The organism is Faecalitalea cylindroides (assembly GCF_028321995.1).
Taxonomy (GTDB): domain Bacteria; phylum Bacillota_I; class Bacilli_A; order Erysipelotrichales; family Erysipelotrichaceae; genus Faecalitalea; species Faecalitalea cylindroides.
Genome location: NZ_JAQLXG010000002.1, coordinates 13,395 through 27,398 on the forward strand (window position 1 = coordinate 13,395; position 14,004 = coordinate 27,398).

A 14,004-nucleotide genomic window follows, 5' to 3' on the forward strand; every position below is an offset into this window, starting at 1 on the left:
TTATTTTCTTGGCAATAGAAGTTGAATAGCACCCGGTACGATTTCAACTGTTGGGTTTTTCATAGATCGTATTTCTCCATCTAAATTAACATCCACATCTTTATTATCTGTATCCATATGAATAGCTTGTCCTCTTCTCATCTCTACAATATCTGTATATTGTACATGAAGACCTTTTTCATATTTTTTCGCAAGTCCCACAATTTGAGATCGTTTTACATTACGAATCATACATACATCAATTTTACCGTCATCAATCAAAGCATCTGGACATGGTTTATATCCACCACCATAATATTTTCCATTACAAAAAACCACGAACGTATACTTATCGTTAGGATATTTCTTATCATCAATTTGAATTTTATATTCCTGTGTTAACGGCTTAGAAAGACTTGCCAACATACCAACATAATATGGAATAATTCCTCCTACAGGGATCTTATCGCGAAAATGATTCACATGTTTAGCTACATTGACATCAAAGCCAAAAGAAACCGTATTGATTGCATATTCTCCATTAATTTTTAATAAATCACATTTTTGTTCAACCGGTTCATCATATTTCGATAAATCAAGAAAATCATCTTTTTGATAATCTCCAAAAGACTTTATAAAATCGTTTCCCGTTCCAATTGGAATAATAGAAAGACTGATATGCTTGCATCCTGCAATTCCATTTACCACCTCATGTAAAGTACCATCACCACCACAAACAAAAATATGAACAGGTTCACTAGAATTCAATGCATATTTTTGTGCAATATGCACCGCATGGCCTGGTGATTTTGTTTTCTCTATAATGATTCTTTTTCCTTGGAAATGATCTTTGATTTCTGTCATCAAATGGTACTGACTTTCTCTACCTGAATTGGGATTTACTATAAAAACGTCTTTCATCTTCTTCTACCTCACTACATGTATACTTTATCACAAATCCTATAAATTGCGTTATAATAATTATGCTTATCAAAAGGAGACTTTATATGAAATTTGATTTTAATGAAATAATTGAACGAAGCGGAAAAGATGCTATCGCAATTGATGGAATTGGAAAAAGCCCAACTGGTCCTAAAAAGCCCAAGGAAGGTTTTGATTTTATCCCTATGTGGGTTGCCGATATGAATTTTAAGACTGCTCCTTCTATTACTGAGGCAATTCAAGAAAGACTCAAACATCCTTTATTTGGTTACTTTGAAAACAGTGATGAATACTATAACGCAATTATTAACTGGCATAAGATCCATCATGATTCAGACATAAAAAAAGAAAATATAGGTTATGAAAATGGAGTTTTGGGAGGATTGATCAGTGCTTTAGAAGCATTTACAGCTCCCGGAGACTATGTATTATTACATTCTCCTTGTTACATTGGATTTACCAATTCCATTAAAAATGCTGGACGAAATATCATTTACTCGAATTTGATCCAAGATGAAGATGGCGTATGGCGTATGGATTATCAAGATATGGACCAAAAAATCAAACAGCATAAAATCCATTTTGTCGTTTTCTGTTCTCCTCACAATCCTTGTGGACGTGTTTGGACCAAAGAAGAACTAACAAAAGCTATGGAAGTTTATAAACAAAATAATTGTATCGTTGTCTCAGATGAAATCTGGTCTGATATTATTTTGGATGATCATAAACATATTCCACTACAATCAATCAATGAAGATGCGAAAAAGAGAACCATTGCTCTTTACGCTGTCAGCAAGACATTTAATCTGGCTGGATTGATAGGAAGTTATCATGTGATTTATGATTCTTATATAAAAGATAGAGTCAGAGCTCAATCTAGTAAATCGCATTATAATTCAATGAATGTCTTAAGCATGCATGCTCTTATAGGTGCCTACAGCAATACAGGAAAAGAATGGAAAGATGAATTAAATCAAGTCATTTCAAAAAATGTAGACTATGCCATCCAATTTATTAATAACAAACTTAAAGGAGTTCAGTGTACAAGACCGGAAGGAACTTACATGTTGTTCATTGATTGCAAAGAATATCTTGAAGAATCCAATAAAACACTCGAAGAAGTATTAAATTCTGGATGGGATGTTGGTATCGGCTGGCAGGACGGAAGACAATTTTTAGGAAATACGCATATCCGTATCAATCTTGCTCTTCCTTTATCCAAAGTTAAAGAAGCATTTGATCGCATGAAAAAATATGTATTCATATAAAAAAGCAGGATCTATTTTGAAAAATAGATCCTCATTTTTGTTTGTGCCTTCATTTTTAATAATGCTTTTACGATCTCACTGCATTGAGATAATGGCTTCAATTCATTCTTTTGCGTTAAGATCCAAATTGTTTGTTTATCATCTTTTTCCTGATAAGGAAGATATGCTTTAGAAGAACTTCTAGTTTTAAAGAAATAATATTCTTTATTTTCTATACGATTTAATACTGTTTTTTCTTCTTCAATGCTAGGATCTTCGATCCATCCGAATAAATGTCGATCTAATATTCTTGTCGCAAAATCTCTTAAAATAGCATCTTTGCTAAAAAGAGCTTGTTGAAATCCATAAAACATACGACATTCATCCATCAAGATAAACTCTTCATTTGTTATGATATGTCCTTCTCTAAAAATTTCAAACACATCAATGATTTCATCAATTTCTTTGTATCTTTTAAAGAACAATTCAATCAGAATTTCATATGATTTTGCATCCGGATGTAGATATACCTGCCAATACATATGATATCGAGCCATAATATAATCCTCTACACTATGCATACCACTTTCTTTGATACAGAGTTTTTCATCTTTGACTCGAATCGTTCTTAAAATTCTTTCCAAATCAAAAGTACCATAGCTGGTTCCTGTTTCATAGGCATCTCTTAATAAATAGTCCATTCGATCGGCATCCAATTGCGAACTGATGATCTGATTTAATACTTCTTTTTCATGTCTATGTTCAATGATCATAGCAACTTTTAAAGGCAGATCTTGATGTGCCTTGATCAAACATTTATGAACTTCTGTATTTGGATCCATAATCAAATCCACTGTAATTTCTTCATGATTTCGATGCGTGATTTTTTCAAAAAAATGCGAAAATGGTCCATGTCCTAAATCATGTAATAAAGCCGCACAAAGAACTTGTATTCTTTCAAATTCATCAATAGATTCACAAATTGAAGGAATTTCACTTATCATACGACGAACAATTTCATATACACCTAAACTATGCGCAAAACGAGAATGTTCTGCAGTATGATACACTTGAAAATCACCACCGAGTTGATGAATTCGATGCAATCTTTGAAATTCCCTGGAATTGATACAATCCCAAATCACCTGATATTCCACATGAATATATCCATGAATAGGATCTCTTAAAACTTTTATTTCATTTGTTCTATTAAACATGGCCATTTCTCCTTTAGTTTTTCTACAAGGATCTTATCAGATTCAAAAAAGTTATGATCATAAATATGTTCTGGTGTAGTCCAGATAAACTGAGAATGTACTTTAGGTTTATCTGGAATCTTTTTACTAGAACAAACAAAACATGTTAAATGAATGGTATTTCCATCTTGATGATCTATACTCTCTTCAAGAAACTGAATATTTTCAATTATGATACCACATTCTTCTTTCCATTCACGAATCAAGGCTTCTTCTAAAGTTTCTCCTGATTCTACTTTTCCTCCTGGAAATTCAAATTTTCCTTTTGCACTTCCATAATTTCTTTGTGCTATCATAACTTTTTTATCGTGTATCAATGCACCACATACGACCTCAATCATTTTCTTCCTCGATTTTTTCTTCTTTTATTACTTCAAACAATAAAGCTGCATTTTGTTTAGACACTTGTTTTTGAATATCTATTACTTTTATTTCCAGAATACGTGATCCAAAACGCAAACGAATTTGATCGCCTATTTTGATTTCTGTACTTGGTTTTGCGATTCTATCGTTGACCCAAATACGTCCAGCCAAAGCTAATTCCTTAGCAGCTTCTCTTCGTTTTAATATCCTGGCAGTCTTTAAGTATTTATCTAGACGCATAATCATTCTCCTGTAAATTTTGGATTACTTTATTTAATAAATCCGTATATTTCTTTTTCTTCATAATTGAAATCTCAATCATTCCATTAGTCAATCGTAATCCAATCTTTGGACTAATTTCATTCATAGCTTCAAATACTTTTACACCATCACAATGTTTCGTCCATGTTTCATTCATGGTTATAGTAACTTGTGTATCATTTTCTTTCAAGCTCTTTACTCCAGGCATATTTACAAACAAATCTAATTTCTTATGTTCAAATAGCAGCTTAACTTGTTTTGGAATCTTACCAAACAAATCCTTGATACGATTTTGATAATCGTTCAGCTCTTTTAAAGATGAAATCTTACTGATTGTCTGATACATTTCAAGTTTATCACCATCATTATCCGTAAACTGCTCCGGTATAAATCCATCTAAAGCCACATTGGCATGTTTTAATTCTTTCTTTGGTTCAATTGGTTTACCCTGTTTTCTAGCTATCGCATTCGATAACAATTCAAGATACATATCCAAACCAACTTGATCAATAAATCCTGACTGACTCGCCCCTAACATATCTCCAGCTCCACGTATCGTCAGATCGCGCATCGCAATCTTATATCCACTTCCAAGCTGGGTAAATTCTTTGATGGATTTTAATCGTTTTTGCGCAACTTCAGTCAATTCTTTATGCGGTTGGATCATTAAGTAACAGTATCCAATTTTATCTCTTCGTCCAACACGTCCACGAATCTGATATAACTGCGATAAACCAAAACGGTCCGCATCCTCAATAATGATCGTATTTGCATTGGCAATATCCAATCCTGTTTCAATGATAGAAGTACAAACAAGAATTTTATATTTACCATTCGCAAAATCCACCATCGTATCTTCTATTTCTTCTTTATCCATTCTTCCATGTACGACCGCAATTCCTACATCTTTAAAATCTGCCTGCAAATTTTTAGCAGTAATATAAATATTAGAAATACGATTATATAAATAGAAAACCTGGCCTCCACGAGATAATTCTCTTTGAATGATTTCTTTGATGACACTGCCTTTCTTTTCCATCACATACGTCTGTATTGGATGTCTTTGAGCAGGAGGCGTGTTTAATTGTGAAATCGTACGAACACCAATCAATGACATTTGTAGTGTTCTAGGAATTGGTGTTGCACTCAATACAAGAACATCAATAGAGTTTTTCATTTCTTTGATTTTTTCTTTGTGTTCTACACCAAAACGCTGTTCCTCATCAATGATCAAAAAGCCCAAATCTTTATATTTAAAGTTTTTATTAAGCAGTTTATGAGTTCCAACAACAATGTCGATCGTACCAGCTGCCAATCCTTTTTGAATATCCTTGATTCTTGAGTTTTCGACAAATCGATTCACCAAGGCAATATTTACACCAACATTTTCAAAACGTTTCTTTAATGTTTGATAATGTTGCATCGAAAGAATGGTCGTTGGACAAAGAAAAGCTACTTGTTTGTTATTGGAAACTGCCTTAAATGCACATCGCATCGCAACTTCAGTTTTACCAAACCCCACATCACCACACAATAAATGATCCATTGGTTTTGGTTTTTCCATCTCTCTTTTTATTTCTTCTGTTGCCTGGATTTGATCTGGTGTTGCCTCATACTCAAATGCATCTTCAAATTCTTTTTGAAGCGCGTCATCCTTTGAAAAGGCAAATCCTATATTTTCATTTCTTGCGGCATATAATTCAACCAATCGGCCTGCAATTTCTTCAACTTTTTGATTTACTTTTTCCTTTGTTTTTTCCCATTTATTGCTGCCAAGCTGACTTAATGGAACACCAACACCTTCTTTAGAAATATACTTTCTAACTAATTGGAATTGATTTAAAGGAACGAATAATTCATCTCCACCTTTATAAACAATATGCAAATAATCTTTTGTTTTATTATTTTGAACTCTTTGAACAATTCCTAGATATTGACCAATCCCATAATGCTCATGTACAACATAATCGTTTTTCTCTAGCTCTAATACGTTTTCTAAAATTTGGCCATCTTTAAATGTCTTCTGATATTTTGCTCGATGAATAGAACGATAGAATAATTCATATTTTGTATAAACACGTATATCTTCATAAACAAAGCCTTCATAAAAGACAGGATCAATAAATTCTACATTAAGTTTTAAATCATCATTTTCTAATAATATATTCTGAATGTGTTTTTTATCTTCTTTCTCCAAGGCGAAATATACTTTTTCCTGTCCAATATCCTGTAGAATATTTAAAACAGGTTGATTTGCCTTTTCCAATGGAAAAATATTAGATGTGATAGGATGATCAAAATCCAAAAATTCATGAAATTCCAAAATATCCTGTTGTTTTAAAAGAACATAAAGATCATGAAACATCGTATATTTAGGCAAAGCCTTATAATCCTGAACAAGCTCCTGGATAAAAGAAATATTTTCTTCATTTAATTGTTTGGAATATTTTTCTACTTCTTCCTTGGAACTTAAGACAACTTGTCCATCAAAATAATCTAAAATGGAATGACAAGGAATATAAGAGTAATAACGATATAAATAAGCATCTGTATCATGATTTTCCAAGGCTCGCATGTCCGCTTCAACATGATCAATCAACATGTCTTTGGCATCATCGACCAACGATTTTTTTTCTTTTTCAAGTTTTTCAAATACTGCTTCTTTAATTGTCTCAATTTGCTGATTCGTTAATAAAATATCTGTTGCCGGTCCAATTTCTACTGAATCGATTGAACGAATAGTTCTCTGCGTTTGTTCATTAAAGAAACGGATTGATTCTATCTCTGTATCAAAGAATTCAATACGAATAGGATAATCATATTCTAATGAGAAAATATCGATGATTCCACCTCGACAAGCATATGTACAAGGTTTATCAACATAATTCACTTTAGCATAACCTGACTGATTTAAATGAGATCTTAATTCTTTCATGCTGCAGGTTTGATCTACTTTTAAATCAATTAAGTTTTCCTTAAAGTATTCTACATCTGGTAAAAATCGTAACAATGCAGCCGTATTACATACAACCAGCATTGACTCATCACTTCGAACAATTTTTGTCAATGCATAGATCATACCTTCTCGATCTTCAGGACTGGATGCGATGGATTGAACTCTTAAACTTTCTTCCATGACAAAAAGCAGCACATTTTCCTCCAACATGGATAATCTTTGGAACAATTGCTGCGCTTCATAGCGATTCTTTTTGACAATGAGTCGAGATTTATGATCCTGTTTAAAGGCTGTTGCCAAAACGAGAGCTTCTTCCATATCAAATAAATTTCCTACATGATCTTGATTTAAAAGAATTTCTTTAACAACCTCATTGTCTTTTAACTTATCAAATATAACTTCCTGATTGTTCATATTCTCCTACTTTTTATTATAGCGATTCATGGTCATATCAAAACCATGATCAATTGAATAATACGCTGCATCTGCAGCATTATTTATACCCTTTTCAAGATCTTCTTTTTCTTCAGGTCTAAATTTAGAAAGTACCCATTCAATCATAGGAATTTTGGCATCTTTTCCTACGCCAACACGAATACGATCAAATTCATTGGAAAAACCGCAGGATATGATGCTCTTAATACCATTATGTCCACCTGCACTTCCTTTTTGACGTAATCTCAATTTTCCTACAGGAAGATCTACATCATCATAAATGACAATTACATTTTCCATACCTACTTTATAAAAATCAAGACATTGTCTTAACGCAAACCCGCTGTTATTCATATAAGTTGTAGGTTTTAATAAAATCACGTCTTCTCCTTTTACTTTTCCTTTGGCAAAATATGCAGAAAACTTTTCTTGATTTAATTCCAAATTACATTTTTGAGCCAGTTTATCTAGAACCATAAAACCTGCATTATGCCTGGTATTTTCGTATTTTACTCCTGGATTACCTAAACCAATAATAATTTTCATGTTTTCCTCCTACAAGAAAAAATAACGGTTTTACCCGTTATTCTATTTCTTTTCCTGGTGTATAAAGTATTCTTAAACGACGTCCTTCGCCTTCACCCTCACTTTTTGTAGAGATGTCTGCCATTTTAGCTAGAGCATTGTGAATGGCTTTTCTTTCGTCTGCAGGCATAGGATCCAAAGTTGCATCAACTTTTGTACGGCGTACATCTTTAGCAACTCTTACTGCCATTTTACAAATTTTTTCATAACGGTCTTCTTTATAACCATTAACATCAATTAATAAACCAACTCGTTTTTTAAATTCTGCACTTACTGCAGCTTTTACCAAACGATTGAATGACTGTAAAGATTTTCCACCTTTACCAATCAAGATTGCATTATTTGAAGTGTTTACTGTAATACGATAGAATCCTTTATCATTTTCTAATTCCACTGTTCCATCAAGTTTGACATTGTCAAAATATGTTTGAATATATTCTACAATGAAAGTTTCGATGTCTTTATTACAGTAAACTTCAATTTCAACTGTTTTACCAATTCCTAAGAATCCGTTTTTTTCTTCTGTTACTGTATAATGAAGTTCTTCTTTTTCTACACCTTTTGTCTGAGCAGCCTGAGCTAGTGCATCTTCAAGAGTCTTTCCTGTAAATCTTTCAAATACCATATATGCCCTCCCTAGTCCTTATTCATGATCTTATGAAGAACAACACTCTGAATAATTCGGATAATTGATGAAACTAACCAATAGAATGACATAGCAATTGGCCACGAAATATATAAGAATGCGATCATTGCGGTTGAGAAATACATTGTTGTATTCATCGTATTCATCATGCTGTTCTGATTTTCTTCGGCATATTTTTTCTCTTTAACATGATCTTTCTTATCTTGAATTTTCTTCAATATCTGAGGCATCTTCATAGATAATAACTGACATACGATCATTAATACATAAATAATGATATAGCCAAACTGCATCTGTGTGAAACCATCAATTGGTGTTCCAGAGAATGGAAGACCAAAGAAACTACCATATACAACACTTGCTGCACGCATCGTTGCATAATACATTCCCATCATTATTGGTAACTGTATAAACATTACTAAAATAGAACCAAATGGATGAATATCATATTTTTTGTATAAATTCTGTGTTTCCTGATACATCATCATCTTAGAACGATCATCTGTCTTGTCTTTGTATTTGTTCTGGATTTTCTGCATTTCTGGCTGAATTTCCTGCATACGTTGACTGGACATCTGAGATTTACGTGTAAACATAAATACGATAAGCTGAATCAATAAAGTGGTCACAATAATACCAACACCTGCATCTGTATAAGAAGCAATTGTATTGATAATCTGAGCAATTGGCCATACAATCAATCCATCAAACCATCCATCTGCAATAGCTTCACTAAATGTAGTTGGTTCGATTGTAATCGTATCGTCATCATTTAATTTCTTATATTCATTTGATAATTTTTTATCCTCAATTTCGGTAACATTCACTAAGCTTTTCTTAACTTCAATTTGTTCGCTTGCGATAATTTCGTCTACCTTCGTTTTTCCATCCGTACCACGTGGATTCGAACATGCTGTACATGTCATTACGATGAATAAACATAGGAAGATAATCTTTGATTTTTCCTGTAAGAATTTTTTCATCATTAACCTCTCATTTTCTAAATCTTTTCTCTAATCGTCTTTTATTGATCTTAAGTTCGTCAAAATTCTCCTTATAAGATTTTTTATGATAAGCGGGCCTAACAATAATGATCAAATCATATTCTTCATTAAAATCAAAAATATCATCCACCATACTGCGTATCTGCCGTTTTATCTTATTTCGACAGACTGCATTTCCTAATTTTTTACCAACACTTATCCCTATACGCGCATGTTCTTCTTTTCTTGATTGAAAATAACATACAAAAGACGACGATTTAATATAGGTTCGGTTTTGAATGATAGAAGAAAATTCATAATTTTTACAAACACGAAATTCTTTTTTCATGAATATCCTCCTATCTAGACAAAAAAATCACCAAGTCGGTGATTTCTATGCGGATAAAACCTTTCTGCCTTTAGCTCTTCTACGAGCAAGAACGTTACGACCACCAACAGTTGCCATACGAGCACGGAAACCATGAACTTTTTGGTGTTTTCTCTTACTTGGCTGATATGTTCTTTTCATATTTAATTACACCCCTCAGTCTTTTCTTTTCCTCAATTTTCAAATAAGATTGCTGAATTATTATTTCATAGACCTTGGTTTATGTCAATAAATTCTTGAATTCATTTCTTGATTTTTTTATTTTTTTAATAATTTATAGACAATTTGAGATAAATTATACAGCATTTTATTCACTGGAAGATCAAATTCTCCAATTAATTCATTGATCGTTGGATTAAAATTATCTTTAAACATTGATTGTAAATCCATGATGCTGCGCACCGATTTCTTTAAAAATATTTAAATACAAATCTGTATCCTTATATTTATTATCATTTGCTTCATAGCTCTTGTAATCATTAACATGGATCATTGGATCAAACTTAATAAATAAACAATGATGTTTCTTAGCTTCTTTTTTTAATTCTTCAAAATAAAAAAGTACCAGTTCCTTATCTTTAAAATCTAAGATAGGGCCTCTTGGTATATAGAACATACTCATTTTTAAAGGTAATTCTTTTATAAGAACAAGTCCAGCTCCTACAAGCTTTTCATCTTTATATACACCTGTATAGATATGTTTCCAATTATGTTTGATCAACGCCCAGTCATAGCTTTGTAACAAATTAACATAAGGACTACTCTGAACAAATGCATCATATTCATTTTTATTAATACTAGTTACGAATCTATAATTCATAATAAGGAATCTCCTTTATAACTATTTCAGTCTAAAAAAGATTCCTTAAATATAACTTAAATCATTTTACTTATTTAATCTATCTTGACGTTTTTTATAAACTTTTATAGAAATTCCATATAAAAATCTATTAACAGGTAAATCAAACTCTCCAATAAACTCATTGATTCGTGGATAAAATATTTCTTTAAAATCTACAAGACCTCCTTTTAGGTCTCCTTCAATACCACCCATATTACTCGTTAAACATCCCATTTCAAAACATTTTTCCATGGTCTTATACCAAGTTAAATAAGGCGCCATTAATCTCTTAAATTCATCATTCATTCCCGCATATAAGATTTCAGAAGTATTTCCATATTTAACACTTAACGTTCCCGCTACACATATTTCTTCTCCATATTTATTAAGATCTTGAGAATACTGCGATATCTTGTTTTCTAAAGAACTTTTTAATTCTTCTAAAGTAAATCTTTTTTTCTTAGCATTTTCAGGACATACTTTTAAATCTTCTAAACATTTTTCATACCTTAATTCTGTATCATGTAACATTTCTTTGATTGGAAAATAAGCCAATGTTATAAATGCATTTTCTTTATATGTTTTTAATAAATGTAAATAATATTCTTTGCCTCTTAAAAGAATATTTTTTCTTTGTTCCGTACATTTCATAACAGCCGCAAAATCATCTAGTAAATCTAAATGCCCATATTTTATTTTTAAATTTTGTTTTTGAGCTGTTTTTATATTTTTCTTTCCTTTTTTAGATAATGTATCCATTCCAAAATCTTCTTTATATTCAACCATATGATATCGTGGTTGAATCGTGGCATGAAAATCTTGCGTAAAGCCATAATGAATTGCACCTAAAGATAAAATATTATCTAATTGATTTTTATAATTCTTATATTTTTTGTCTTCGTTTAAATGAAAACTTGAAATAATAATTCCTGGATCAAATTTTATAAATATACAATGATATTTTTTAGCTACTTTTTTTAATTCATTAAAAAAATATGTTAAAAGATCTTTATTGTCAAAATCTAAAATAGGACCTCTTGGTAAATAAAACATTGTAAATCCCAAAGGTAAATGACGAATCAATACTAAAGATGATGCAATCAATTTATCTTTTTCATAAACTCCTGTATATAAATGATCCCAGTTATCTTTAACAATTGCCCAATCATAACTTTGAAGTAAATTACACATAATATGCGAACTCACAAAAGATTCATATGTATTTTTATCTATATTTAATGAAAATCTTAAATTATTCATAATCATCACCTATTCAAACAAGTCTATTCTAATAAAGACCGATTAAAATCTCAACCACTATTTAATGTGGAAAACTAATTATATCTTTAAATTTTCCACATATATTCCTATCTAAAATTATATAAAAATTATATGAAACAGGGATAAACAATGTTTTCCTACTAGTTTTCCCAATACTTTTTTATATTAAATTTATACATTTTTCAAATTGTGGGGAAAAGTCCAAATTTTCCTTTATATAAAGCATAATGTCACTTTATAACCAAGTGTAAAACACTAAGTTTTCCACATAAGTTTTCCACATTTTTCAGAGTTTTCCCCAATCCCTAAAAGTTTTCCTCATTTTAACGATTGGGGAAAAGTGGAAATCCATGTGGAAAAGTCTTTAAATCTCCTTCATTGGTTCTCTAAAAAAACAATTTCGTGTATAATATTCAGGTAGAAAAGAGGTGCCACTATGTCCTTATCTTCCTATGAAGTAATTTGGAAACAAGTTTTAGATCAAGTTGAACAATCAAATTTCTTTACCGAAGATACATTGCGTTGGATAAAAAATACAACTCTTTTTAAAATTGAAAACTCAATTGCCTATATTTCTTATCGTTCTATGGTCACAAAAACAATCCTGAATAAAGAAGAAACCAAGAACATGATCACATCCGTATTAAGTGAAGTTTGGGGCAGCGATGTTACTATCCAATTGATTCAATATAAAGATATGGAAAAACTAATGCCTGAAGAAGAAATCCAGCAACGTACAAATCAATTATTAAAATGTACTTTTAACGAAGAATACACGTTTGAAAATTTCGTTGAAGGAAAATCAAATCAGGAAGCTTATGCAGCTTGTTTAGCTTGTTGTAATCAACGTGGAACTCACATGTTTAATCCTATCATGATCTATGGAAATTCTGGTTTAGGTAAGACCCATTTATTACATGCGATTGGTAATTATTTAAAAGAAGAACGTCCAGAATGTAATGTTTTTTATGCTTATAGTGGCGATTTGGTGTCAATTTTAATTGATGCGATGAAATCTAAGAATGTTCATGGAAATACTGTAGACAAAGTAAAATCATTACTTGTTCAAAATGATTATTTTTTGATTGATGATATCCAAAACTTAACCCGTGAATCAAGTCAGGAAATATTTTTTACCGTTTATAATGAACTGATTTCACGAGGTGCACAGATCGTTATCACGAGTGATATGCATCCAAATGAATTAAATGGATTACCTACAAGACTTGTTTCACGTTTTAATGCAGGACTATCTATTAATATAGGAAAACCTGAGTTTGAAACCAGCAAGGCTATTTTAAAAAAGAAAATCGAAGGTAATGAAGAGGCATGCCAAATCGAAGAAGAAGTACTGGATTATTTAGCTCAAAAATTTTCAAATGACGTTAGAAATCTGGAAGGAAGCTTAAATCGCTTGATTTTTAATGCTACTTTAGAAAATCCAGACGTTATTGATATCAATTTTGCCCAGCGCATCTTGATGAATGAAGTTATCGTAAATGAAAATGATGAATTAACTATCAAAAAAATCAAAAAAGCTGTCACAAGATTCTATGGACTAACTTATAAAGATATAGAAGGTAAATCTCGACAGAAAAAATTGATGAACGCAAGACATGTATTTGTTTATCTATCTAGAGAACTGTTGCATAAAGCATATATTTCAATTGGCCAGGAACTGGGAAATCGTGATCATACGACCATCTCCAGCTCTTATGAAAGAGCCTGTCAGTTAATAAAGAACGATGTGAATTTTAAGATGGCGGTTGAGAAAGTACAGGAGATGTTGGAGAAAAAATAAGTTTTCCACATAAATCCACATTCAATCCACAATGCTTGAA

The 14,004-nt window shown here is 31.5% G+C and carries 15 protein-coding genes; 2 read left to right on the forward strand and 13 right to left on the reverse strand.

Annotated elements, in window-relative coordinates; translation table 11 throughout:
- Entirely contained in the window at positions 1-900 is a 900-nt protein-coding gene (locus PND65_RS01395; RefSeq protein ID WP_035401549.1) for a diacylglycerol/lipid kinase family protein, read from the reverse strand.
- An 86-nt stretch (positions 901-986) separates the two neighbouring features.
- Between PND65_RS01395 and PND65_RS01400 the strand changes: the two genes are divergently transcribed.
- A complete protein-coding gene (locus PND65_RS01400; protein WP_087158232.1) occupies positions 987-2,189 on the forward strand; it encodes a MalY/PatB family protein in 1,203 nt (400 codons plus the stop codon).
- 11 nt (positions 2,190-2,200) lie between these two features.
- On the opposite strand, the gene PND65_RS01405 is transcribed toward PND65_RS01400, so the two are convergent.
- From PND65_RS01405 to PND65_RS01460, 12 genes are all read right to left on the reverse strand, one after another.
- Positions 2,201-3,385 carry an HD domain-containing protein gene (locus PND65_RS01405; protein WP_087158233.1) on the reverse strand — a complete coding sequence of 395 codons (1,185 nt, stop codon included), beginning with the start codon at positions 3,383-3,385 and terminating at the stop codon, positions 2,201-2,203.
- Complete coding sequence (locus PND65_RS01410; RefSeq protein ID WP_087158234.1) at positions 3,361-3,765, reverse strand: (deoxy)nucleoside triphosphate pyrophosphohydrolase; 405 nt, start codon at positions 3,763-3,765, stop codon at positions 3,361-3,363. Before PND65_RS01410 ends, PND65_RS01405 begins: the two co-directional genes overlap by 25 nt.
- On the reverse strand, positions 3,758-4,027 hold the full coding sequence (locus tag PND65_RS01415) for an RNA-binding S4 domain-containing protein (RefSeq protein ID WP_035401556.1): 270 nt from the start codon (positions 4,025-4,027) through the stop codon (positions 3,758-3,760). The genes PND65_RS01410 and PND65_RS01415 overlap by 8 nt, the downstream gene beginning before the upstream one ends.
- Positions 4,014-7,418: a transcription-repair coupling factor gene (gene mfd / locus PND65_RS01420; protein ID WP_271990324.1), complete on the reverse strand. Its 3,405-nt coding sequence runs from the start codon at positions 7,416-7,418 to the stop codon at positions 4,014-4,016. Before mfd ends, PND65_RS01415 begins: the two co-directional genes overlap by 14 nt.
- Positions 7,419-7,424: 6 nt before the next feature.
- The gene (gene pth / locus PND65_RS01425; RefSeq protein WP_271990326.1) at positions 7,425-7,985 is read right to left on the reverse strand and encodes an aminoacyl-tRNA hydrolase; all 561 of its coding nucleotides are present in this window, start codon (positions 7,983-7,985) and stop codon (positions 7,425-7,427) included.
- 37 nt (positions 7,986-8,022) lie between these two features.
- Entirely contained in the window at positions 8,023-8,649 is a 627-nt protein-coding gene (locus tag PND65_RS01430) for a Jag family protein (RefSeq protein WP_271990328.1), read from the reverse strand.
- Between the two features lie 11 nt (positions 8,650-8,660).
- Complete coding sequence (locus tag PND65_RS01435; protein WP_015536007.1) at positions 8,661-9,653, reverse strand: YidC/Oxa1 family membrane protein insertase; 993 nt, start codon at positions 9,651-9,653, stop codon at positions 8,661-8,663.
- A 10-nt stretch (positions 9,654-9,663) separates the two neighbouring features.
- Positions 9,664-10,002: a ribonuclease P protein component gene (gene rnpA, locus PND65_RS01440; protein WP_271990330.1), complete on the reverse strand. Its 339-nt coding sequence runs from the start codon at positions 10,000-10,002 to the stop codon at positions 9,664-9,666.
- Between the two features lie 45 nt (positions 10,003-10,047).
- Positions 10,048-10,182, reverse strand: coding sequence for a 50S ribosomal protein L34 (gene rpmH / locus PND65_RS01445; RefSeq protein ID WP_022356580.1), 135 nt, complete (start codon positions 10,180-10,182; stop codon positions 10,048-10,050).
- 117 nt (positions 10,183-10,299) lie between these two features.
- A complete protein-coding gene (locus PND65_RS01450; protein ID WP_271990332.1) occupies positions 10,300-10,431 on the reverse strand; it encodes a peptidoglycan bridge formation glycyltransferase FemA/FemB family protein in 132 nt (43 codons plus the stop codon).
- On the reverse strand, positions 10,409-10,861 hold the full coding sequence (locus PND65_RS01455) for a lipid II:glycine glycyltransferase FemX (protein ID WP_271990335.1): 453 nt from the start codon (positions 10,859-10,861) through the stop codon (positions 10,409-10,411). Before PND65_RS01455 ends, PND65_RS01450 begins: the two co-directional genes overlap by 23 nt.
- 66 nt (positions 10,862-10,927) lie before the next feature.
- On the reverse strand, positions 10,928-12,142 hold the full coding sequence (locus PND65_RS01460; RefSeq protein WP_271990338.1) for a peptidoglycan bridge formation glycyltransferase FemA/FemB family protein: 1,215 nt from the start codon (positions 12,140-12,142) through the stop codon (positions 10,928-10,930).
- A gap of 457 nt (positions 12,143-12,599) precedes the next feature.
- Here PND65_RS01460 and dnaA point away from each other — a divergent pair, with 457 nt between their 5' ends.
- Positions 12,600-13,964 (forward strand): chromosomal replication initiator protein DnaA, encoded by a 1,365-nt coding sequence (gene dnaA / locus PND65_RS01465; RefSeq protein WP_022356583.1) that lies wholly within the window; start codon positions 12,600-12,602, stop codon positions 13,962-13,964.
- Positions 13,965-14,004 lie beyond the last annotated feature (40 nt).